This is a genomic window from Thalassovita sp. (genome assembly GCF_963691685.1).
Classification (GTDB): Bacteria; Pseudomonadota; Alphaproteobacteria; order Rhodobacterales; family Rhodobacteraceae; genus Thalassobius.
On sequence record NZ_OY829290.1, the window covers coordinates 2,705,998 to 2,727,664 of the forward strand.

Consider the following 21,667-nt stretch of genomic DNA (forward strand, 5'->3'; position numbering starts at 1 on the left):
TATTTTTTTATTGACCTGAAGACGGCGAAAAAAATCAACGCGTTTTTCCTATATATATGTAGGCCAAAATCAGCTTGGTACGGCTCTTGCAGACCCGGTCACGTATAGTGATTGGAGCAAAACCATGGATCTCGCATCCCTTATCGGCCTCCTGGGGGCCCTGGGCATGATTGCAGGCTCAATGATCGCCGCGGGCGGTCTTGGACCGTTTATCGATCTCCCGTCTCTCCTTATTGTGTTCGGCGGCTCTTTCTTCGCCGTAATGTTCACCGCCCCGATGGGCACCTTCCTTGGCAGCTTTGGTTCAATGGCCAAGGCCTTTATGCCGAAAGCACAGAAACACCCGGTCCTGGTTGAGACCATGGTGGAGCTGTCGGACCTGGCCCGCAAAGAGGGCATGATGGCACTGGAAAGCAAAGAAGTGCCGGACAAGTTCTTTGAGAAGGGTCTGCAGATGCTGGTTGATGGCTCGGACGAAGCCAAGATGGTCAAGCAGATGGAACAGGAAATCAAATCCATGAAGACGCGGCATGAGAATGCGCAGAACGTGGTGAAGTCCTGGGTCGACATCGCCCCTGCCATGGGAATGATCGGTACGCTGATCGGTCTGGTGCAGATGCTTGGCAACATGGCCGACCCCAAGGCAATTGGCCCTGCGATGGCGGTTGCGCTTTTGACGACTCTCTATGGGGCGTTTCTGGCGAACGTTATTTTCGGCCCGATCCTGGCAAAACTGGAAGTCTACAGCGCAGAGGAAGTGATCTACCGCGAACTGGTCGTGGAAGGACTGAAAAACATTGCGCGTGGCGAATCCGGTCGCGCGGTTCAGGACCAGATGGTGGCTGCTCTGCCGCCGAAGGTCGCAGCAAAAATGTTGGCGGCGTAACCGCGCCGCCCGCCCTGTTAAGTAACGCGTAAAGCTGAGCCCCCTATAATAAGGCACAGATCATGGCAAAAAAACCGATCCCCATTCCCGTCGTTCCTGTGGAGCAACCAAAGCAGGAAGAGCCGCCAAAGTGCCCCCCGGTGGGCGCTCCGGCTTGGATGGCGACTTTTGCCGACATCGCAATTCTGCTGATGGCGTTCTTTGTGCTTATTCTGTCCTTTGCGGAGTTCAACCAGCCCAAGTTCAAAATGATCGCGGGCTCGCTGCGCGAAAGCTTTGGTGTGCAGCGTGACATTCCGGTGGTGGAACAGCCGCGCGGCACCACGGTTCTGGAGCTGAAGTTCTCACCTTCGCCGGAACCCTCCATCACCAAAGAGCTGACACAGGACACCACCACCACCGAACAGCCCAAAATCCGCTCGGATGTGGACGATCAACAAAAACGTTCCGATCACGATCAGAAGCAAACCGGCGATCAGGGTGAGAAAAGCGAAGAAGAGCGTCGCGATGAAATGCGGCAGGAACTGGCGCAGCTGCTGAAACAGGCGCTGCAGGCCGGCGAGCTGACCGCGAAAGTCGAGGACGATCAGGTGGTGCTGGATTATCAGCCGACCTCGGAAACCGAGGGCAGCCTGGAACAGGCCGGCATGAACAACCAGTTCCAACAGCAGACCGGTGCCGAAGATCAGATGGCACAGGAACAGCTGGCACAGGATCAACAAGAGGGCCTGCCGCAGATTGACCCTTTGACCGGATTGCCGCGCGATCAGGAAAACAGCGGCATGCCGCAGGAAGACTTGTCAAACGGTCTGCCTCAGATGGCTGAGAACCAGTCAACTGAGCTGAGCGAAGAAGCCCTGATGGCGGAGTTGATCGAGAAACTGAACGATGTGGCACAAAATGCGCTGGAGGCTGAAACCGAAGGTGACGGCGCTGCCGAAGGGGCGGCCAACCATCCCGAAGGGATTGATGGCCAATCCAAAGCCGCCATCGCATCGGACAAGCTGGCCGTGGCACTGCGCCGTGAGCTGGGCGAAGGTCTGGTGCAGGTCGAACAGCGTGATGGCAAGGTCTATGTCACCGTGGGCGCCGGTGGCGCCTTCCCCTCGGGCACGGCAGATCTGACTCAGGACGCGCGTGAAATCATGGACCGCATCGCCTTTGCTGCAATGAACGAAGCCTCCTCAATCACGGTCACGGGCCACACCGATGATGTGCCGCTCTCGGCCGGATCGCAGTTCCGCGACAACTGGGGCCTTGCGGCGGCGCGCTCTGCCTCGGTGGTGCGGGAACTGGCGGGATCGGGCCTGATTGATCCGACCCAGCTGACCGCCACCTCCATGGGCGAAAGCCAGCCCGTGGCCGACAACTCCACTGCGGAAGGGCGTGAGCAGAACCGCCGGATTGAGATTGAGATCAGCTATTGATCGCCACCTTGGCACCCGGCCCTTCCCGCCTGCTGCGGGTGGGGCCTTAAACAAAAGACGAAACCGGTCGTTTTGCAAGGAAACCGGAGAGTAAAATGTCGGACATTCTTACATCCCTCAACACCAACGGCTCGGGCCTGAACATCTCGGCGCTGGCCAAAGATCTGGCAGGCGCAGAGATCACTCCGCGCAAGCAGATCGTTGAGAAACGCATGAGCGACACTGATGTCTCGATCTCGGCCTTGGCTGAGGCGCGTCTGATGTTGCAGGATCTGAACTCCTCGCTGGATGTGATCACCCGCGACCCGCTGTTGCAGACCAAATCCTCTAGCTCTGGCCTGAACGCGGTTGTGGCCGATGCCACCAAAGTGGCCGCCGGCAGCGAAAGCATCAATGTCGTTGCCCTTGCCCGCGAACAGGTGCTGGAATTCAAAGGCTTCCCATCGGAAAACGCCACCGTTCAGGGTGGCACCGTCACCATCGATTTTGGCGTCTGGACCGCTGAGGAACCACCCGTTTTCTATCCCGGTGAGCGCCCCGGCTTTGACATGACAGTGCCCGAAGGGGGCACCTTGCAGGATCTGGCGCAGCAGTTTGACGGCATAGCTGGCGTGACCGCATCGGTGATTGATGTGGGTGATGGCACTTTCACCCTCGGTATCCTCTCGGACACCGGCGGCCAGAGCGGCATGCGCTTCACGGTGAACGCCACCGGGGCGGCAGCGGATTTTGCGCTGAGTGAACTGGACACCTCAACCGACATTGAAACCCACCAGATCCGCGCCGCATCGGATGCGGTGCTGGAATATAACGGCATCACCGTGTTCCGCCCAACCAACCAGGTGGATGACCTGATTGACGGTGTGGAACTGGAACTCTTGGATGTGACCGGCGGCCCCGCCAGTGTCACCACATCGGTGGATGCCGAAGACCTGTTTGCCCGGGCCGAGGTGTTCATCGCCAAGGTCAACGAAACGCTGGAATGGCTGGACGATCAGACATCCCGCGGCGTGATCGAAGGCACCGAAGCCGGTGCGCTGGCCGGCGAAACCTCAATCGAGGGCATCAAAAATTCGCTGCGCTCCTTCCTGAGATCGGAAATCGAAGGGTTTGGCGAAGGCAGCACCTTCCTGTCCAACTTCGGCATTTCCATGCAGCGTGACGGCACGCTTGCCTTCGAAGAGGATGATCTGGGCAACAAGAAGATCGATGAGATCATTGCCAATGACCCGATGAGCCTGGCCGCCCTGTTTGAAAGCCAGGTCACCACAGACAACTCGCAAGTGGTGGTCGCAGGCCGCCCACCGTCTGACTCAACGTCCGGCACCTATCAGTTCAGCCGCGACCCCAACACCGGAACCGCCTATCTGGGCACAACCGAGGTGGTCAGCCTGTTCCCCGGTGACGGTGTGACCTTCTATATTGTGCCCTCCGGCCCGATGTCTGGTCTGTCGTTGACGGTTCCTGATGGCACCGATGAGTTTGAACTGACCTACGGGCGCAACTTCACCAGCTCTCTGATGGAACGGATCGAAGATGCGCTGGATTCCGAAAACGCCCTGAGCGTCCGCGAAGTTGAGCTGGAAAAATCCCAGGTCACCAATGAGGAGGAGCTGGAGCGGCTGGATGAAAAATATGCCACTGTTGAGGCGCGCTACCTGACCAAGTTTACCGCGATGGAACAGATGGTCACCCAGCTGAACAGCACCGGGTCTTATATTGAGGCCCTGCTGGACGCTGAACAGGCGGCCGCAAACGGCTAATCCCCCTACCCTGACCTGAGCTGAGCCAAAAAAGAACCCGCTTCCGAAGAAGCGGGTTTCAGTCTGACAGGGAGGAAGTGACGGAATTCGGGGAACGGTCCGTCAGCCGTTTTTCTTGATACCGTATTTCTTAATCTTCTCGATCAGCGTGGTGCGCTGCAGACCAAGGGACTGGGCGGCGCCGGTGACATTGCCTTCACACATTTTCAACGCGGCTTCGATCAGGGAGATTTCCATGTCGCGCAGGATCAGGCGGATATCGATCTGGCCGTTGTCCTGCAAGGATTTCAGAACCGCGCTTTGGTCACCAACCGGCAGGGATTGGCCCGGTGCAGCATTGGCATGACCATCGGTTTCGCTGAGCAGCAGGAAGTTATCCACCTCCGCCGCGTGCAGCATCCGGCCCGGGAACATCACGATGGCGCGGTCCACAACGTTGCGCAACTCCCGGATGTTGCCCGGCCAGCTGTGTGCCTGCAGACGCTCGATCGCGTCCATGGCAAAATGTGGCAGGTTGGCGTGGGGATGCTGGTTAGTGTGATCCTTCAGCATGCGGTCGATCAGCTCGGGGATCTCTTCCAGACGTTCGGCCAGGCAGGGAACCGGCACCGGCAAAACGTTGATACGGTAATAAAGGTCAGCGCGGAACCTGCCCTCGGCAACGGCCTCGGTCAGGCGGCGGTGGGTCGCGGTGATCAGACGGAAGTTGACCGCGATATGTTCGCGGCCACCAACGCGCTGAATTTCACGGCTTTCCAATACACGCAGCAGCTTGGACTGCAGCGCCAGGGGCATATCGCCAATTTCATCTAGGAACAGCGTGCCGCCATCGGCCATCTCAATCAGACCAACGCGCTGTTCATCGGCCCCAGTGAAGGCGCCTTTTTCATAACCGAACAGTTCGGATTCCAGCAGTTCGCCGGGGATCGCCGCACAGTTCACCGCCACCAGTTTGCCATCCCGGCCCGAGGCCGCATGCACCGCGGTGGCAGCGCGTTCTTTACCGGAACCAGTGTCGCCCGACAGCATCACCGGCGCATCCGAAGGGGCAACGGCGGTCAGCATCTGTTTCATCCGGCGGGTGGCGGGCGAAGATCCAACCACATGGGCATCAACCTCGTAAAGGATCGGCGCTTCGGCGTCGAAAAAGAGATTGTTGCTGTGACTGGTCATAACTCTCGGCCTTTTTTGTTCTGGCGCGCCAAATTGGGGTCTAAAAGCTGCGGGGGTCACCCCCCGCAAGGGCACGCTCGATTTACAAATAGGATAGTCAAAAAGCCGACGACACTCCACGTATCGGAGGTTGAAGCGCCTCTCTCTTACGGAGTGCGATACATACTTTTGTGTAGCTTTGAGGGACCTTGCCGTCAGAGCGTCCCGGCAAACTCAGCCCTGAGCTGTACGATCAAATCTTGTCGATTCGTTGACGCGGCACTGCGCAACCGTTGACGGCTGCGGCGCTGTTGCTTTGCCTGCAAGGCGGAAAACTGTGGCAAAGGACTGTCGGGAAGCACAACACCCCGCCCGGAGGCCGCAGATCCCGGCACGGCGATCAGGGCGTAATCACTGACCGCCAACACACCCGAGCGACGAGCGACCTTCGCTGTCGCCTGCCCCGCAACCTGACCCGTGACCGGGTCCAATGCCGCCATTTGCGTATCCGCCGTTGAAGCAACAAAGCTGGGTTGTTCCTGCGGCAGACGGGCCAGAACCCGGCTGACCCGCCCCAGATAGGCCGTGCCCCGTTCCGCATCGGCGGAATGGTAATGCTTGGTTGCATCCTCCCAGTTCCCGTGACGTTTTTTCAACCGTGTCAGGAACTTGGCGGCGTAACGCGTATTGGCCTCAGGGCTCATCATCTCTTCGATGGAGGTGAAGTTTTCAGCGTGCCAGCGGTAGTTGATCTGCATGCAGCCAACATCCACATTGCGCACCCCCTGATCCAGCACGGCGCGCAGTTTGGCCAAGGCTTCGGCCCGGGTTTTGAAGTAATACCCCTTGCCCTGCACGTTCAACGTCCAGGGCCAGGCACGCACCCCACGTTCGCCCTGTTTCAGGCCGGTTTCGACCCGGGCGATGGCGGGCATCAGCCCTTCGGGAATGCCATGCAGCGCTGCGGTCTGGCCCGCAACCGCCTCACAATCAACGGTGCGTGCATTGGCAGAACTGGCCCCAATCGCGCAGATCATCGCGGCGAAAACACCGCTTCTGCGCAGGAGATGTGACCAGAGTTTGCCCATTCGCCGTCCGCCTTTAACCAAGGAAATCAAACAGGGTCCGCGAGGAGATTTTGGCGTAGGTCTGCTGCGCGGCTTCGCGGTTCATCATCATCGCGCTCAGCTCGGTCACGGCCTTGGCAATGTCCAGACCTTCGTAGCCCGCCAGCGCCCGTTCCACCATTTCAAAGCGTTTGTCCAAGCCAACCCGGTGACGTTCGCCCACCTGTTGCAGCGCACCGATTTCACCCCGGGCATCAGCCACATGCGAATGTGCCGCGTTCAGGGAGCGCACCATGAAGCTGACGGTTTCATCCTCGGGCACCACAACAAACATATCGTTTGCCCGATCGCCATCCAGCGGTGTCACCACAACCGAGTTTTTGGCCCGGTCATTGCCAGCGTTTACTTCAAGACCGCTCATGGTGATGTCACCCGCAGCGGTCAGCTGAATGGCGGTGGGATCGGTGGGATCCACAATGGCGGTGATGCCTGTGGTGGCGGTTTCAGCGTTGATCGCGGCGATCATCGCATCCTGTGAACTGGCCATGAAGGGGGCTGAGATCTCAGCGGTGCCATTGGGCCCTTCCAGCGTCATGCCCACCTGCCCCACGGTATCGCCCAGCTGCAGGCGCATCGCATTGGGCGAGGTGATCGTGTCCAGCCGTTCGCCGCCACCGGGGGTCAGCGTGTGCAGCAGGTCATCCACGATGGAGAAGATATCGCGCGTCTCAGGCCCGTTGGGGCCTTCAACGGTGATGTCCATAAACAGCTCCTGACCGTTCAGCCCGGTTGCCATTATGGCGTTTTCCGAAACCCGCAGCGCGTGGCGGCCCGTGTCGCCGACATATTGCACGCCTGAGCCATCATCGACAAAGGGATCAATATCCGTCTGATAACCGCCAAACAGCGCCCGGCCGGTGCTGTCACGGGTCTGCGCCTGTGAGACCAGACTGTCACGCAGTTCCAGTGCTTCGATCCTGAGGGATTCACGTTCAGAGGGGGAAACCGAACCAGTGGCGCCACGAATGGCAATTTCGGACAGGCGGTTGAGCACATTGCCCACCTCACCCATCACGGTATCGGCCAGGGTCAGGCGCGCATCAGCGCGTTCCACGTTTTCGGTGAACTGTTCCACCGCCGCTTTCTGATCCCGTGTCGCTGACATGTTGAGCGAACGCACCGGATCGACCGAGGCGCGCGGGTCCGATTTGCCCTCAGCAATCTCAGCCTGCAGGTTGGAAATCTCAAGGTCCAGCCGGGTGAACTGCCGGGTGGCGGTCTGGTGCAGAAGGGAGGTGCCGATGCTCATGGTTTACCTCAAGGAGTTCATCAAGGTCGAAAACAGCTCTTGTGCCACCGTCATGACCCGGGCGTTGGCCTGATAGGCCTGTTGATATTTCATCAGGTTTGCCGCTTCGGTATCCAGATCGACCCCCGCTGCAGCCTGATGGGCCGCCTGTGCCGATTCATGCTGGGCCTCTGCGACCTCCTGTTTGATCTGAGCAGCCGCGGTCAGGCCGCCCACTTCGGTTCGAATTTCGGTCAGGATCGCGTGGAACCCGCCAAGGCCGCTGGCATTGTCACGGGTGCGCAATGCCGCCAGCGCTGTCAGACCTCTTGCATCTCCCGTGCCAGAGCTGGAGGCTTCGATGCCAAAACTGTCACCAGTGGTGTATCCGGCGCTGAGCGTCAGGCTGAAGCCGGCGATCTCCACCTGCCCGTTGCCATCCAGGATGCCACCGCCCAGACGATGCCCGGTGGCCTGATCCAGCAGTTCCACCTCGCCCGTTGTGTCATCCACCACATTCAGGGTCACGGTCCGGTCATCCGGCTCAGTGCCATTGCCATGGGTGACCGAGCCGCCGATTTCCAGATTACCTGGTCCTGCGACCACGATCAGATCTTCCGCCGGCAGGTTGCTCAGATGCAGCCACTGGGTGGCAGCGGTGCTGCCATCGGTCGACAGTTGGGTGCCAAGGTAGTTGTTTGCCGCCCCGGTCATGGTGCCATCATAAATCGCCCCATCGGCAAACCCGTTCGCCGTGGTCAAGAGCGATGCCGCCGCCGCACCGCTGAGCGCAGGACCGGCGATCTGGGTGCCTTCACGGGTGAAGATCATAATATCCGAGGCCGTGCCGCCCCCGGCCAGTGAGGCCAGCGTGACCTCCGTCGCGGAGGCCGGAATCATCCCCACCACCCCGTCAGAGAGCAATCCCTGAGAAGAGCCATCGGTGGGCAGCAGGCTTTCCACTGTGGGCATGCTGGTGAAGGTTTCCGTGCCCGGCTGCGCGGTCAGTTCCGAGGTGCCGGCGTTGGACATCGACGGGCTGACCACCAAGGCACCGCCCGAGGCGATCTGATCAGGTTCGGTCAACAGGAACCGCATATTTTCTGCCGAACCGTGGGTTGGCTCCAGCGTGATCACGTCGCCATCCACTGCAGCACCGGTCAGATCGATGGTCATCCCGGGCAGTGTCAGCGAATTGGTCCCAGACCCGATCAGCGTGTTGGTCTCATCATAGGCGTTCCAGACCCCGGCGCCGCCGTCATGGACCAGCCGGATCGTATCACTCATCGGGGTTTCGCCCTCAATCTCACTGGCAACCGCCAGTGAGCTGCCCGAGTTATGCGGGCTGGGCACCGCGTCCCACCCATTAAGCGAGAACATCCGAACACCCGGCGCACCGTTTCCGTCGCGCGAGCTTTCGTGGATGATGTTCATCTGATCAGCAATGGCGCCGGCAAATTCATTCAGGTCCGACAGGGTGGCGTTGATGGCCCCCAGCGAAGACGCCAGACCATGCAGCTGGCCACCTGAAACTGAGCGGGTAATCGCATCAGACGACAGCGATCCCGCCTCGGCCGCGCGCACGTTCAGCGACAGATCCGCATTCAGGGTCAGACGCGCCGGCCCATCAACACTCAGCAGCATCGGCCCGCCCGGGGCGCTGCCCAGATGCACGGTGGCAATGCCCAGATCACTGTAATCGACCCGGATATCGACCAGATCCGACAGATCGCTCAGCAGTTTGTCACGCCGGTCCTGCACCGCATTGTCAGACCCCGGTACCGAGGACAGGCCCATCTTCTGCTGCAGCCGGTCCATTTCCTGCAACAGGCCGTTAACCCGTTCCAGAACCTGACCGCCCTGCGCATGCAGATAATCGCCCAGATCACGAATGTCGGTCGCCATATCGGCGATGGAGTTCGCCAGACCCTTGCCGGATTCCAGCACAACCGAGCGCATACCCTGATCTTCGGGCATGGCAGCCAGACCTTCGAGCGCCTCAAAATAGCCCGACAGCATTTCCTCAACCCCGCCCGCATCGGGCAGCATCCGGTTTTCCAGCTGTTCCAGCGCCGGCACCATGGTCACGGCCGAGGCCACAGCCGATCCGGTGTCCCGCACCTGCCCGACGACCAGTTCGTCAAAGGCACGGCGGATATCAGCCACCAAAACCCCCTGACCCGTGCCGGAGGTGTAAAACGGGTTGCCCGCGCTGCCTGCTGCCTCAGACGTGATAACGCTGCGGCGGGTGTAGCCATCTGTGTTGGCATTGGCCACGTTTTCCGATGTCACCGTCAAGGCGGATCGAAAGGCCAGCATGCCGGAACGGCCGATGTTCATAATTTCGGACATCAGTCAGCTTTCTTTACGTGAGGTGCGAATTGACGCACGATTGCATCCGCCAGGCCCAGTCCGGCCTGGTTGGCAGCGTTCTCGGTCAGGGTTTGGTCCAGCATGCCCTGCATGCGTTCCACCCCTGAGCCCCCAAGCAGATCATCTCCTAAGGACGCGGCGCGCCCCGCCTTCAGCATCTGCTGCAGAAACAGTGCCTCGAAGCCTTCCGCCGCCTGCCGCATACGCGGGTTCACATCCTGCTCGCGCGCCGTTTCCGCGGCGCGCTGGCGGTGGATGTCCAGGCTGCTGGTCACGTCCAGCATGGGGTTGGCATTCATGGGGATGGTCATGGTGATCTCCGCTTCGTCCTTAGATGACGATCAGTTCCGCCCGCAGCGACCCGGCCCGGTGCAGCGCCTCAAGGATCGCGACCAGATCGGCCGGGCTGGCGCCGACGGCGTTAATTGCGTCCACCAGCGAGCTGAGGTTCACACCCGGATCAAAGATAAAGGCGGGTGAATTGTCTTCGGTGACCTCAATGGCGCTGTCCGGGGTCACAACCGGTTCTCCCGGCGCAACAATCACATTGTCGCCGTTAGTCACAATCGAGGCGCCCTGATCGACGTTGAAGTCTTCGTTAACCCGCACAGTGAGCGATCCATGGCTGACCGCCGAGGGCGTCACGCGCACAGAGCCGCCAATCACCACAGTGCCGGTGCGTGCATTGACGATCACCTGCGCTGCAGCTTCGGCCGGTTGCACTTCGATGTTTTCCAGCAAGCCCATGAAGGAAACCCGCTGCGCCGGATCGGCAGGCGCGCGCACCCGCACCGAGGTGCCATCAAGGGCCACGGCAACACCATCGCCAAACATCTCATTCACCGCATCCACAACGCTGGAGGCGGTCGAGAAGTCTGAACGGTTGAGGTTCAGCACCAGATATTCTGCTTCAAGAAAGGGGGTTTCCACCATCCGTTCGATGGTCGCACCGCCCGGCACCCGGCCAACGGTAGGCACATTGACCACAAGGGATGAGCCATCGCCGCCTTCGACGCCAAGGCCACCGACAACCAGGTTGCCCTGCGCGATGGCATAGACCTCACCATCAGCCCCCATCAGCGGGGTCATCAGCAAAGTGCCGCCTTTCAGCGACTTGGCGCGGCCTGCGGTCGAAACCGTCACATCCAGCACCTGACCGGGTTTCATGAAGGGTGGCATCTCCGCCGTGACCATCACGGCGGCGACGTTTTTGGTATCAAGATCCCCCGGTTCGGTGTCCAGGCCCAGACGCGAAATCAGCGATTGCATCGACTGCTGCGTCAGTTTGGACCCACCATCCCCGGTGCCGGCCAGACCCATCACCAGACCATAGCCCACCAGCGCGTTGGAACGCACACCAGCAACAGAGGCCATGTCCTTGATACGGTCAGCCGTGGCCAGCCCAGTGCTGGCGAAAAGGCAAAGCCCGGTCATCAGGGCGCGGAGGATCTTGCGTGTCATAGGTCTACCCTTTCGGATCAGATCGGGGCTACAGCGTCGATGCCGCGGCGCAGCCAGCCTTTCTTGGCGGTGTCAGCCAGATCACCGGCGCCGATATACTTGATCTCGGCATCTGCCAGGCGGTCGCTGTCGACGGTGTTGTCGGCGGTGATGTCAGCCTGACGCACGATCCCGCGCAGACGGATGTATTCGTCACCGTTGTTCAGGGTCAGCTTCTTCTGACCGATGACTTCCAGATTGCCACCGGGCAGCACCCGCACCACGGAAACCGACATCCGACCCGAGAGCGAGTTGGACTGCGACGCCCGACCGGTGCCCGAGAAGTTCTTGTTGGTGCCTGCGCTCAGCTCACTGTCATCAATGCCAAAGAGGTCCGGCGTGTCGATGGTGAAGCTATCGGCCTTGGAGGACGATGCGTTCTGCGCCTTCGAGGCCTGGAATTTTTCCTGCAGGATGATCGTCAGGATATCGCCCACCTGGCTGGCGCGGCGGTCGGTGGCAAAGAGCCCCATCTGACCGCCGGCAAAAATCGCACCCGAGGCCAGCTGCGCCGTCGGCTGCGGCAGCGGTTCCTGATAGACCGGCGCCCAATCACGGGATGCGGCCGCTTCTTGTTCGGTGGAACAGGCCGACAGCGTCATCGCTGCGGGAACTGTCAACAAAACAAATGCTTTCTTAAATTTCATTGCTGCTCTCCTTACAGCTTGTTGGACAGGTAACGCAGCATTTCATCGGTGGCCGAGATCGACTTGGAGTTGACCTCATAGGCGCGCTGCGCCTCGATCATTTCCACCAGTTCCTGCACTACGTTGACGTTGGATGCTTCCAGCGCGCCCTGCACCAGACGGCCGGTGCCGTCCTGGCCGGGTTCAGTGATGATCGGCTCACCGCTGGCTTGGCTTTCGACGGACATGTTTTCCCCGATCGGGGTCAGGCCGCGCGGGTTCACAAAACGGGTCAGGGTAATCTGCCCCACCTCTTGTGGTTCCACATCCCCGGGCACGTTCACGCTGACGATCCCGTCTGAGGAGATCGACACGTTGGTGGCATCTGCGGGGATGTTGATTTCAGGCTGCAGGATATAGCCCGACGGCGTGGTCACCACCCCTTCGCCGTTCATCCCAAAGGTGCCGTCGCGGGTGTAGCCCATGCGGCCATCTGGCATCAGAACCTGAAAAAAACCGTTGCCGTCTACCGCGAGATCTAGCGGGTTTTCGGTGGTCATCGGGTTGCCCTGTCTAAAGGATTTTTCGATGGAGACCATCCGCACCCCGGTGCCGATCGACGAACCTGAGGTCAGCGCGGTATCTTCCGAGGTCTGCGCGCCGGCCGGTCGCCAGGTTTGATAGAGCAAGGTTTCGAAGTTTGCCCGGTCGCGCTTGAAGCCTGTGGTATTCACGTTGGCCAGGTTGTTCGAGATAACCTGAATACGGGACTGCTGGGCGTTGAGGCCAGTTTTGGCCACGTGCATTGCGCTGCTTGACATGCCTGTCCTCCTTAGGGTGGCGGCGGTTTAACCTGTGTTGACTTAACATGTGCAAGCGCCGTGCCATTTTCCCATAAGGGGGCAACTATTTACTAAAATTAACTGTCGGGCGCCCGTAACAGACGCGCCGCCGCCTCATCCAGTTTCGAGGCATTGGAGACGAAGCGGATATTCAATTCAAAATTCCGCTGCATCTCGATGGAACTGATCAGCTCCTCAACCGTGTTGACGTTGCTGCCTTCCAATGTGCCCTGATTGACCTTGGCCGATTGGTTCGGAAAGGGCACCTCGCCTTCGGTGTCGCGGATCTGGCCATCCGGGCCTTTGCGCAGCACAGTTTCCGCAGCCGGAACCACGGTTGCCAGCACACCTGCCAACTGGGGTGCCGCCCCCGCTTCGGCATTTGCCGCCACCGTCCAGATTTCACCAATATCGGTGATGGTCAGTTCGCGGTATTCGTCCAGCTGGATCGGTTCCATGTTTTCGTTCAACATGGTTTCGCCCGCGCCGTTGATCAGCGTGCCATCAACAGACCGACGCAAATCGCCGCGTCGGGTCAGGGCGGGATCACCGCCAGTATCGGGCTGAATGTAGAAATACCCATCATCAACAATGGCCACGTCCAGCTCATTGCCGGTGGGCTGCAACGGGCCGGTTGAAGTCAGAAAACCGGCCGGCCCCGTTTCAGTCTGAAACGCCCGCACCTTTGCGGTGTCCAGTGCATCGGCAAAATAGGTACGCCCCTCGTTGCCAAGATCACGGCGGAACCCGGGCACATTCATGTTGGCCAGGTTCTGTGCCTGAGTGGTGCGCTGGTCACGTTGCGTGGACAGGGCATTCATGGCCGTGTAGATCATGCGATCCATGGGGCGCGCCTTTCGCTTAGGTCAGCTTATTAGCTACGGATGTTCATAATTGTCTGCGCCATCGAAGAACTGGTTTCCAGTGCCTTGGCTGAGGCCTGATAGTTCCGCTGCGCGGTGATCAGATCCACCAGTTCCGAGGTCAGGTCCACGTTCGACAGTTCCAGCGCACCACTTGCGATACCACCCATACCGTCCAGCGTGGCCACACCAAACTGCGCGTCACCGGAGTCATTGGTGGCGGCAAAACTGGCATCACCCTGGTTCTTCAGGCCCTGAACATTGTTGAACGCCGCAATGGCCAGCTGACCCAGTGCAATGCTGGTGTCGCCGGCATAAGAGGCCCAGATCGAACCGTCCTCGGCAATTTCCAGACCAGCCAGACCACGCGCGCGATCACCGTTGTGCGCTGAGGACATCACCTGGAAGCTTTCATTGCTCATGGTGGTGTCATCAAGGTTCAGATCCATGTTCCAGGTCGAGCCTGAGAAACTCATGGTCGAAAACGGGGTGGTTGGATTTCCTTCGTCGTCAAACGTGATGGTCGAAGGTGTCGCGGTCATGGTTTGACCGTTCACAACCATGCGCACTTCGTATTCGGTTTCAGGAACCGCGCCGGTGGGATCCTGCGTCCGCACAAAGTAAACTGCGCCCGGAACGGCCTCCCCTTCATCATCATAGACGTTCACCGGTGCCATCGAGGCGTAGGTGGTGTCATCATCTGGGTCAAAGGTGGCTCCTGGCGGAACGGCCGCCTGGTTGCCGTGACCGGCGGCACCGAACTGCAGGTTCACCTGCAGATCCACAACGCTGGTCCGGGTTGCGGTACCGTAGGAGGTCGGAACCTGAATTTGGCCGATTTCCATCTGGTTCAGCAGCGAGCCATCATGGTTGGTCGGAAAGCCCTGCAGGAAAGCGCCACGGGCGTTCACGATGTAACCATCCGCGTCTACACCAAAGGCACCGGCGCGGGTGTAAGAAAGGTTGCCGTTCTCAGCCGCATCCGAAACGGTAAAGAAGCCACGCCCCTCGATCGCAAGGTCCAGCGTGTCAGCGGTCTGGGTCACAGGACCCTGACCAAAGTTTTGGCGAACGTTGTCGACCCGAACACCGGAACCCGACGAGGTGCGCGAGGTGATATAGGGTGACCGGGTGAAGAGGTCAGTAAACTCGGTCCGGCTGCCACGGAAACCGGTGGTGTTCACGTTGGCGATGTTGTTGGAGGTGGTCTTCAGCTCCGCCTGGGCGGCATTCAGACCAGACAATGCGATAGAGCTACTCATCTGTCGTCCTTTTCACTTTCGAACTTTGAAGCCCGCGCTTCAGCGCAGAGCAGTGATTTCCGAACCCAGATACATTCCATAATCTTGCACCTGCAGGATCATTTCATTCGAGTTCGGGTCAATCTCGACCCCCTCGATCAGGGCGTATACGCCGACCGTTGCATCTTGCGTGCCACCTTGGTTCGAAATGGACGAAGAAATTCTAATTTCACGTCCGTCAGAGGGGGCATCTTCCCAAGAAAACTCAACAGGGCCAGCATATTGGTCGGTTTTCACCTGGCTGTGTAAAATTTCACCTGTGTTGGCATCGGTGATGGTAATTGTCACGTCAGAGCCATTGTCAGGCACAAAAACACGGCCATGAACTTCGCCGTCATTGGCCCGTGTGGTGCTGCCGTTCACCAACGCTTTCTGCCCCAGCATCGAAGACGCTTCGGAGATCATGGTGTTGGACATCGCGCTGGCGACCGAGGTCATGGTGGTGTTGAGGTTTTCAATCCCACTCACACTCGACATCTGGGCCAGCTGCGCCAGGAACTGTTCGTTCTGCATCGGCGACAGAGGGTCCTGGTTCTGCAGCTGTGTGGTCAGCAACATCAGGAAGTCATCTGAATTCAGCTCAGTGTCACTATCGGCAACACGCTGCGATGCGTTCATATCCTCCAATGTCCGGATGCCACCACCCGAACTGCCGGAAACTGAATTTACTGTCACTGACCCATCCTCGTTGTTTTGGCCATCAGGTTCCGCAGGGTCGAAACCACCTCTAGCGTGTTCTGATATTGGCGGGAGGCTTCCATCATCTCGACCATCTCTTCATCCGGGTTCACCGAGGACTGAAAGACATAGCCCTCTTCGTTGGCCAAAGGATGATCTGGCTGGAAGCTTTGTGTTGGCTCACGGTCCAGCTGCACGATGGAACTTACATCCACCGTCGCCAGCCCGCTTTGCTGCAATTGATCGGCAAACTGCGTTTCAAACACCGGGCGCATCGGCTTATAGGCGCCATCCGGTGTGCTGCTGACCGAGTTCATGTTGGCCATGTTCGATGCCACGGTGTTGAGCCGCAGCATCTGCGCATTCATCGCGCGGGCCGAAACGTCAAAAACATTCATGATCTATCACTCCCCTTTGATCGCGCGGTTCAGGCCGCGGATCTTGCGGTTGAGAAACTCAAGGCTGGACTGGTAGCGCGTGGTGTTCTTGGCGAACTCCATCTGCTCCACCGCAATCTCAACCGTGTTGCCATCCAGAGATGAGGTGGTGGGTTTGCGATAGAGCATCCCTGCCCCACCGGCATTGCCCACCGGCATATGGTTCTTGTGTGTGGTCTCCATGGTGCCGGAGCCAACCGCCTGGCTGAGTGCGGCCTGAAAATCCATGTCACGGGCTTTGAACCCGGGCGTTGCCGCATTGGCAATGTTAGAGGCCAGAACCCCGTTCCGTTTTTCCCGCAGTTGCAGCGCTTGCGCGTGCAGGTTCAGGTGATTTGCAATGGCAGACATGGTTGTCCTCGCGTTGCTAACTCTTTTTTGCCCTTTGCTGAATTTGCTGTCGCACTTGGCGCGATACTTGCTGATCTCAGCCTGTCCAGCAGGGCCATTCGGACGAAGGCCTGCAAGGATGATGCCAAGCGAGCGACACGAGGAAAAACATGGCACGCACCACCAAGCGCGCAAGAACACGCATCCCCCCGGTGATCACTAAGCTGTTGAAAGCAGTAAGCGAATTACCGGTGGAAGACGCCGCAGAAGAGCTGCAACTGGCCTGGGAAGATGAACCCTCGCTGGAGCATCGCCGTACCCTGATGAAGGCGCGGATCAAGCTTCTGGAAGATGTGCAAAAGCCAAAAAAACCCAGCCGTCGCGCCCGCAAGAAACCGGCACCCAAGCCGAAAAAGGTGGTCGAAGAGGTCGTGGAAGAGGTCGTGGAAGTGGCCCCCGAACCCGCGCCCGCGCCCGAGCCGGAAAAGCAGGGCACCGTGACTGCCATGGATCTGGACAATCTGGGCGCGCTCTTTGGCGCGACCGAAGCTGCAGATGATGAACCAGCTGAAGCTGCACCGGCCGCTGCGGGTGGTGAATTGGACCTCTCAGCCCTTGATGCCCTTGGTGGGGGTGATGGTGCGCCCGAGATGGATCTGTCAGCACTGGACGCCTTGAGCGGCGATGGTGACGCCAAACCCGAAATGGATCTGTCCGCCCTCGACGCGCTTGGCGGGGATGCTGCAGACACGGCCAAGGCTGCCCCGGCAGATGGCGCTATTGCCATGCCGCCCCCTGCGGCAGAACCGGTGCCCGCAGAACCCGCCGCACCGCCAAAGCCGCAGTTCAAGCCTGAAAAGATCAGCAAGCCTGACTATGCCGATGATGAAACCTATCAGGAAATCTGGGCGGAGATGCAGCAAGAGGGCATCGACAAGCTGACCAAGGTGCGCCTGTCCGAGGACGAGTTCGAACCGCGTCTGGAACAGGCCCGCAAAGATGCCGATTGGCTGGGATTTGGCGCCAAACGCATGGGTGAGGCTGATTGGGCCAACACCGCCAATGCAATTGCCTTTGACTGCGACCACATCGATCATGAGTGGGAATTGGACAAACGCCTGAACGATGGCATCGAAGCGCTCTGCGCCCTGAAAGGCGATGCAGCCCCCGATCTGCCCGCCGTCGAGCTGCCCGAAGCCCCTGCGCCAACACCTACCCCGGCCGCTGCCCCCGCGCCCGAAGCGGCCGCAGAAGCCCCAGCGGAGCCTGCACCGGCCGCCGAGGCAGCGCCCGAGCCTGAGGCCGAACCTGCCGCACCCGAAGCTGCGGCAAAGCCAGCCGCCGATCCGATGGCGGACATGAGCGCGCTTTTTGCCGAAATGGGCGACAGTGGCCATTCCAATGACGACAGTGTCTTTGAGTTTGACGAAGACCTCTCCGAAGAAGAGCTGGCCGCCAAAAACGCCGCCAAAGAGGCGGAGATGGAAGAGGCGGCCTCGGAACGTCCGGTCCAGCATGGTGCAGATGCCGCCGCCAAAATGGCTGCTGCGGAAGCGGCGCCAGAGCCCAAGCCTGAGCCCAAGCCAGAACCTGCCCCGAAACCCGCAGCCCCCAAAGAGGCTGGCCCGGTTGAGATTGATGAAACCCCGATCAGCGGTTTTGCCGAAGACGAAATGTATATGCAGATCTGGGAAGACATGGTGGTCGAGACCCTGCAAAATCTGCAGGTCACCCGGCACAGCCAGGGCATCTTTGAGGAACGCCAGAAGCAGGCCGATCACCACGCGGATCGCCTGTGCCATGCGGCGCGTCAGATGGGGTTCACCAATTGGGTGGACCCGCTGGAAGACTTCGCCTTTGATGCGCCCGCGCTAGAAGACGCCGCCGCCTTGGACGCGGCAATCGACAAGCTGCTGCAGGATCTGCAGGCGCTGCGTGGGGACAAGCCCTCGGTGGAGGCCCCCGAAGGCGCCATTGAGGCCGCAAATGCCGCCGCAGCGGAACCCGCGCCTGAACCGGCAGCGGAACCAGAACCGGCCGCCGGCCCCGAGAAGGCACCAGAACCGGCCCCGGCTGAGGCTGCAGATGTCAGCGACATGGACGCGCTTTTTGCCGAAATGGGCGACAGCGCACATAAGAACGACGATGACGTCTTTGACTTTGACGCAGACGGTGATGCACCTAGCACCGATGAGGCGGGCGAAGACACAGCAGAGGCCGCTGCGGATGAGGCGCCCGCCGAAGAAGAGGACGCCATCGATCCCGCCGCCCCGCCGCATTCCACGGTTGAGATTGACGAAACCCCAATTTCCACCTTCGCCGAAGATCATCTCTATATGAAGATCTGGGAAGAGATGGTGGTGGAAACCCTGCAAAATCTTGGACTTGCCCGCAAATGGCAGGCCGAATTTGACGCCCGCCTGAAGCGTGCAGATGACACGGCTGCCCGGTTGTTGCACGCCGCGCATCAGATGGAGTTTGAAGACTGGATTCAGGTGCTGGAGGACTTTGCCTTTGATGCGCCTGTGCTGGAAGATGACGCCGCTTTGAACGCGGCGCTGGATAAGGTCAGCGCGGATCTGCAGGCGCTGCGTGGCGACAAACCCGCCGTCGACATCCCTGCCGAGGACAACTACGCCCCGCCCCAGGTGGAGGGCAACACGGTCACCCGCCCGGCGGAGGAAGAGGTGGCACCAGAACCCGTGGCCGAAGAGGTTGAGTTTGCGCCGCCGCCCAAGCCGATGGTGTCCGACACCGATGAAAGCGCCCAGATCCGCAGCGATTGGGAAAGCGATGACTTCTGGTCCTGGGATGACGATGAGGGCACCGACGCCGCAGCAGCCCCGGCCGAAGACGCCACCCCTGAAACACCCGCCGCCACCCCGGCTGTACCTGCACCTGCTGCCACCGCCCCTGCTCCCGTTGCCGAGGCCGGACCGGTTGAAATTGATGAGACACCGATTTCATCCTTCGACGAAGACGACGGCTTCCGTGCGATCTGGCAGGAAATGGTGGCCGAAACGCTGGAAGGGCTGGGCATCACCCGCCGTTCTGATGACGCGTTGGAGGATCGCCTGTCCCGCGCCAAGGCCCATGCGGATCGCCTGTGCCACGCGGCGGAACAGATGGAATACCAGCCTTGGGTGGATCAACTGCAGGGCTTCATGAGCAGCGCAGCCGGGCTAAGCGATCAGAATGCCCTTAATACGGCGCTGGACCAGCTGATCGCGGATCTTGATCTACTGAAAACCGGAGCAGCTGCCGTGGCGAGCCTGATGGCTCAAGCGCCGCAAGCAGCCCAGGCCCCTCAGGCCGCGCCGGATGCGGTGAATGTGCCAACGCCAAAACAGGCCCCTTCTGCCCCCTCAGCGGCACAAGCCCCTGCGTCACCCGCCTCAGTCACTCCCGCGCAAGCCGCCGAAGCCGCCCGCAGCCGCACGGGTAAGGCGACGTTGGACGACATCTACAAGTTCTTCCCAAAGGGCTAAGATAATGGAAGACGCGAAATCAGCTGTTGTAGCTGCACAGGTTGGCGTAGCCGGCGCCGTGCCGGTCGCACCATTGCTGGTACAGGCTGGCGGCGCGTTGCTGCGCGGCAAGCTTGGTCTCGCGATCCAGATTGCGCGAGGTGACATCGCGCCATTTGCTGGCATGGGGCACCTGCAGGGCCGCTGCCATGGTGAACCAGACCAAGGCCTGTTCGTGATCCACCGGTTCAGTGATTTCCAAAAATACCCGGCCAAGCGCCAGCATCGCGTCTTTGTTGCCACTGTTCACATCGTTCAGCAGGTCATCCCGCAGGCGGCGCTGCACCTTTTCCAGCAGCTCCACCGGGGAACCCCGGCCCAGGTAACTGGTCAGGGTTTCTGCCTTATCGACACCGGAGAACCGGGCCTTCCACGCCCAATAGAGCGCGGTTTCGTCATTTTGGGTGACCCCGGATCCCAGCGCATAAAGCACCGCAAGGTTGAACTGCGCCGGTCCGTTTTGTTCATCCGCCAGACGGCGGAACATCTGCACAGCCTGTGCCGCCTGCCCGGAACGGGCGGCTGCCACCGCCTCGGCAAAGGCGTTGGACTGCGCGGGTTGCGCCAGCACAGATAGGCCAGCGCACAGCCCCAGGATATGGGACCAGCGGGTTCTCATCTGCCGGCCATCATCACAAGCTGCAGATACATGATGCGTTTGGGCAGCGCGCCTCGGCGCTGTTCATAGACCACCACCTTGGACCGTTCACCCGGATCGGTTTCCACCGAGACCAAAATGTCTTCGGGCAGGTGCACGTGATAGTCGGACAGCGTATCTTTCGGGGCCAGGTAAAATTCCTGGCGGAATCCCTTGTCGATCCAGCACCGCGCCAAGGCACGGCCCAGAATATCGGGCAAAAACCGCTCGACCTGAGACACGTTTGACAGGTGCGTCTCCTGACGCACCAGCTGAAAATCTTGATGGCTGTCCTCGCCCTGCTCACTGACCATCCGGTAGCGACCGAGGTTGCGGGTGAGAGAGCGCACCTTCCTGGATGACATTAACCTATCCTTTCGGAAACTTGCCCTTAAGGTTCATTTACATAAACGTCGCAAGAAGGGCCCATCTTAGAGAATAGTTGGAACAGTGATCTTTTTTGCACAAACGCCGGGGGGACTTGGCATTTTCTTTGCAGGCGCCAGCTTTTTGTTGACACGCAATGCGCGCATTGAAAAGCTAATGCTATCCCGTAAGGCTTGTGGATCGTTTTTAAGACACGTCAGACGGACTTTGGTTACCACTCGACCAGGCAAGAGCTAAGACATTGAATAAGAAGACAGAGCCCTATCTGACAGCCGCAGTGCGCCGCAACCTACGCGCGCCCTTTGGCCTTGCTGGCTTGGCCCTGACGAGGCTCTGCACCGCAGCAATCACCTTCGCCGGTTCGGTTAAAACCCATGCTTGCAAATTCACTCTCCCTAAGGTTGATCATTGCAAAAATGCCGGTACATCTTTCACCTCAAATGACCCCACCCAACCCGGTTTGCCGACCGGTCTGAGCGGCGAATCAAAGTTTTTTATTGATGGGTCACCCCTGCCCTGCAACCGCGCGCTGCCTAAAATTGCAGCATCGCCGCGCTTTGCATTTGGTTTGAGGGCCGCGTGA

The 21,667-nt window shown here is 59.8% G+C and carries 20 protein-coding genes; 5 read left to right on the forward strand and 15 right to left on the reverse strand.

Annotated elements, in window-relative coordinates; genetic code table 11:
• The first annotated feature begins 124 nt into the window (after nucleotides 1–124).
• The 3 genes from ACORLH_RS13025 to fliD all read left to right on the forward strand — a co-directional run bounded on the left by ACORLH_RS13025 (nucleotide 125) and on the right by fliD (nucleotide 4,076).
• Nucleotides 125–886 carry a motility protein A gene (locus tag ACORLH_RS13025; RefSeq protein WP_321828823.1) on the forward strand — a complete coding sequence of 254 codons (762 nt, stop codon included), beginning with the start codon at nucleotides 125–127 and terminating at the stop codon, nucleotides 884–886.
• A 158-nt stretch (nucleotides 887–1,044) separates the two neighbouring features.
• Complete coding sequence (locus tag ACORLH_RS13030) at nucleotides 1,045–2,313, forward strand: OmpA family protein (protein ID WP_420719756.1); 1,269 nt, start codon at nucleotides 1,045–1,047, stop codon at nucleotides 2,311–2,313.
• A gap of 95 nt (nucleotides 2,314–2,408) precedes the next feature.
• Nucleotides 2,409–4,076 carry a flagellar filament capping protein FliD gene (gene fliD / locus ACORLH_RS13035; protein ID WP_321828825.1) on the forward strand — a complete coding sequence of 556 codons (1,668 nt, stop codon included), beginning with the start codon at nucleotides 2,409–2,411 and terminating at the stop codon, nucleotides 4,074–4,076.
• A gap of 102 nt (nucleotides 4,077–4,178) precedes the next feature.
• Here the strand turns inward: fliD and ACORLH_RS13040 are convergent, their stop codons facing one another.
• The 13 genes from ACORLH_RS13040 to flgB all read right to left on the reverse strand — a co-directional run bounded on the left by ACORLH_RS13040 (nucleotide 4,179) and on the right by flgB (nucleotide 16,554).
• Nucleotides 4,179–5,249, reverse strand: coding sequence for a sigma-54 dependent transcriptional regulator (locus ACORLH_RS13040; protein ID WP_321828826.1), 1,071 nt, complete (start codon nucleotides 5,247–5,249; stop codon nucleotides 4,179–4,181).
• Between the two features lie 194 nt (nucleotides 5,250–5,443).
• Nucleotides 5,444–6,316: a transglycosylase SLT domain-containing protein gene (locus ACORLH_RS13045; RefSeq protein WP_321828827.1), complete on the reverse strand. Its 873-nt coding sequence runs from the start codon at nucleotides 6,314–6,316 to the stop codon at nucleotides 5,444–5,446.
• A gap of 13 nt (nucleotides 6,317–6,329) precedes the next feature.
• Nucleotides 6,330–7,604, reverse strand: coding sequence for a flagellar hook-associated protein FlgL (gene flgL / locus ACORLH_RS13050; RefSeq protein WP_321828828.1), 1,275 nt, complete (start codon nucleotides 7,602–7,604; stop codon nucleotides 6,330–6,332).
• 3 nt (nucleotides 7,605–7,607) lie between these two features.
• Complete coding sequence (locus tag ACORLH_RS13055; RefSeq protein WP_321828829.1) at nucleotides 7,608–9,935, reverse strand: FlgK family flagellar hook-associated protein; 2,328 nt, start codon at nucleotides 9,933–9,935, stop codon at nucleotides 7,608–7,610.
• Entirely contained in the window at nucleotides 9,935–10,267 is a 333-nt protein-coding gene (locus tag ACORLH_RS13060) for a rod-binding protein (RefSeq protein ID WP_321828830.1), read from the reverse strand. The genes ACORLH_RS13055 and ACORLH_RS13060 overlap by 1 nt, the downstream gene beginning before the upstream one ends.
• Before the next feature lie 19 nt (nucleotides 10,268–10,286).
• On the reverse strand, nucleotides 10,287–11,390 hold the full coding sequence (locus tag ACORLH_RS13065) for a flagellar basal body P-ring protein FlgI (RefSeq protein ID WP_321832818.1): 1,104 nt from the start codon (nucleotides 11,388–11,390) through the stop codon (nucleotides 10,287–10,289).
• A 44-nt stretch (nucleotides 11,391–11,434) separates the two neighbouring features.
• Nucleotides 11,435–12,103 carry a flagellar basal body L-ring protein FlgH gene (locus ACORLH_RS13070; RefSeq protein ID WP_321828831.1) on the reverse strand — a complete coding sequence of 223 codons (669 nt, stop codon included), beginning with the start codon at nucleotides 12,101–12,103 and terminating at the stop codon, nucleotides 11,435–11,437.
• Nucleotides 12,104–12,114: 11 nt separating this feature from the next.
• Nucleotides 12,115–12,903: a flagellar basal-body rod protein FlgG gene (gene flgG, locus ACORLH_RS13075; protein WP_321828832.1), complete on the reverse strand. Its 789-nt coding sequence runs from the start codon at nucleotides 12,901–12,903 to the stop codon at nucleotides 12,115–12,117.
• Between the two features lie 98 nt (nucleotides 12,904–13,001).
• Nucleotides 13,002–13,769, reverse strand: coding sequence for a flagellar hook-basal body complex protein (locus ACORLH_RS13080; RefSeq protein WP_321828833.1), 768 nt, complete (start codon nucleotides 13,767–13,769; stop codon nucleotides 13,002–13,004).
• 29 nt (nucleotides 13,770–13,798) lie between these two features.
• On the reverse strand, nucleotides 13,799–15,049 hold the full coding sequence (locus tag ACORLH_RS13085) for a flagellar hook protein FlgE (protein WP_321828834.1): 1,251 nt from the start codon (nucleotides 15,047–15,049) through the stop codon (nucleotides 13,799–13,801).
• 39 nt (nucleotides 15,050–15,088) lie between these two features.
• Nucleotides 15,089–15,763 carry a flagellar hook assembly protein FlgD gene (locus ACORLH_RS13090; RefSeq protein WP_321828835.1) on the reverse strand — a complete coding sequence of 225 codons (675 nt, stop codon included), beginning with the start codon at nucleotides 15,761–15,763 and terminating at the stop codon, nucleotides 15,089–15,091.
• On the reverse strand, nucleotides 15,760–16,164 hold the full coding sequence (gene flgC / locus ACORLH_RS13095) for a flagellar basal body rod protein FlgC (protein ID WP_321828836.1): 405 nt from the start codon (nucleotides 16,162–16,164) through the stop codon (nucleotides 15,760–15,762). The genes ACORLH_RS13090 and flgC overlap by 4 nt, the downstream gene beginning before the upstream one ends.
• A 6-nt stretch (nucleotides 16,165–16,170) precedes the next feature.
• Nucleotides 16,171–16,554 (reverse strand): flagellar basal body rod protein FlgB, encoded by a 384-nt coding sequence (gene flgB, locus ACORLH_RS13100; RefSeq protein WP_321828837.1) that lies wholly within the window; start codon nucleotides 16,552–16,554, stop codon nucleotides 16,171–16,173.
• Nucleotides 16,555–16,703: 149 nt separating this feature from the next.
• On the opposite strand from flgB, the gene ACORLH_RS13105 reads away from it, so the two are divergent.
• Nucleotides 16,704–20,021, forward strand: coding sequence for a hypothetical protein (locus tag ACORLH_RS13105; RefSeq protein WP_321828838.1), 3,318 nt, complete (start codon nucleotides 16,704–16,706; stop codon nucleotides 20,019–20,021).
• A 19-nt stretch (nucleotides 20,022–20,040) separates the two neighbouring features.
• Here the strand turns inward: ACORLH_RS13105 and ACORLH_RS13110 are convergent, their stop codons facing one another.
• A complete protein-coding gene (locus ACORLH_RS13110; RefSeq protein ID WP_321828839.1) occupies nucleotides 20,041–20,679 on the reverse strand; it encodes a hypothetical protein in 639 nt (212 codons plus the stop codon).
• Nucleotides 20,676–21,062, reverse strand: coding sequence for a hypothetical protein (locus tag ACORLH_RS13115; RefSeq protein ID WP_321828840.1), 387 nt, complete (start codon nucleotides 21,060–21,062; stop codon nucleotides 20,676–20,678). The genes ACORLH_RS13110 and ACORLH_RS13115 overlap by 4 nt, the downstream gene beginning before the upstream one ends.
• 263 nt (nucleotides 21,063–21,325) lie before the next feature.
• Here ACORLH_RS13115 and ACORLH_RS13120 point away from each other — a divergent pair, with 263 nt between their 5' ends.
• On the forward strand, nucleotides 21,326–21,667 hold the full coding sequence (locus tag ACORLH_RS13120; protein ID WP_321828841.1) for a hypothetical protein: 342 nt from the start codon (nucleotides 21,326–21,328) through the stop codon (nucleotides 21,665–21,667).

Coding starts and splice junctions, on each gene's coding strand:
- ACORLH_RS13025 (WP_321828823.1), top strand. CDS start 125: ATGGATCTCGCATCCCTTATCGGCCTCCTGGGGGCCCTGGGCATGATT.
- ACORLH_RS13030 (WP_420719756.1), top strand. CDS start 1,045: ATGGCGACTTTTGCCGACATCGCAATTCTGCTGATGGCGTTCTTTGTG.
- fliD (WP_321828825.1), top strand. CDS start 2,409: ATGTCGGACATTCTTACATCCCTCAACACCAACGGCTCGGGCCTGAAC.
- ACORLH_RS13040 (WP_321828826.1), bottom strand. CDS start 5,249: ATGACCAGTCACAGCAACAATCTCTTTTTCGACGCCGAAGCGCCGATC.
- ACORLH_RS13045 (WP_321828827.1), bottom strand. CDS start 6,316: ATGGGCAAACTCTGGTCACATCTCCTGCGCAGAAGCGGTGTTTTCGCC.
- flgL (WP_321828828.1), bottom strand. CDS start 7,604: ATGAGCATCGGCACCTCCCTTCTGCACCAGACCGCCACCCGGCAGTTC.
- ACORLH_RS13055 (WP_321828829.1), bottom strand. CDS start 9,935: ATGTCCGAAATTATGAACATCGGCCGTTCCGGCATGCTGGCCTTTCGA.
- ACORLH_RS13060 (WP_321828830.1), bottom strand. CDS start 10,267: ATGACCATCCCCATGAATGCCAACCCCATGCTGGACGTGACCAGCAGC.
- ACORLH_RS13065 (WP_321832818.1), bottom strand. CDS start 11,390: ATGACCGGGCTTTGCCTTTTCGCCAGCACTGGGCTGGCCACGGCTGAC.
- ACORLH_RS13070 (WP_321828831.1), bottom strand. CDS start 12,103: ATGAAATTTAAGAAAGCATTTGTTTTGTTGACAGTTCCCGCAGCGATG.
- flgG (WP_321828832.1), bottom strand. CDS start 12,903: ATGTCAAGCAGCGCAATGCACGTGGCCAAAACTGGCCTCAACGCCCAG.
- ACORLH_RS13080 (WP_321828833.1), bottom strand. CDS start 13,769: ATGGATCGCATGATCTACACGGCCATGAATGCCCTGTCCACGCAACGT.
- ACORLH_RS13085 (WP_321828834.1), bottom strand. CDS start 15,049: ATGAGTAGCTCTATCGCATTGTCTGGTCTGAATGCCGCCCAGGCGGAG.
- flgC (WP_321828836.1), bottom strand. CDS start 16,164: ATGAATGTTTTTGACGTTTCGGCCCGCGCGATGAATGCGCAGATGCTG.
- flgB (WP_321828837.1), bottom strand. CDS start 16,554: ATGTCTGCCATTGCAAATCACCTGAACCTGCACGCGCAAGCGCTGCAA.
- ACORLH_RS13105 (WP_321828838.1), top strand. CDS start 16,704: ATGGCACGCACCACCAAGCGCGCAAGAACACGCATCCCCCCGGTGATC.
- ACORLH_RS13110 (WP_321828839.1), bottom strand. CDS start 20,679: ATGAGAACCCGCTGGTCCCATATCCTGGGGCTGTGCGCTGGCCTATCT.
- ACORLH_RS13115 (WP_321828840.1), bottom strand. CDS start 21,062: ATGTCATCCAGGAAGGTGCGCTCTCTCACCCGCAACCTCGGTCGCTAC.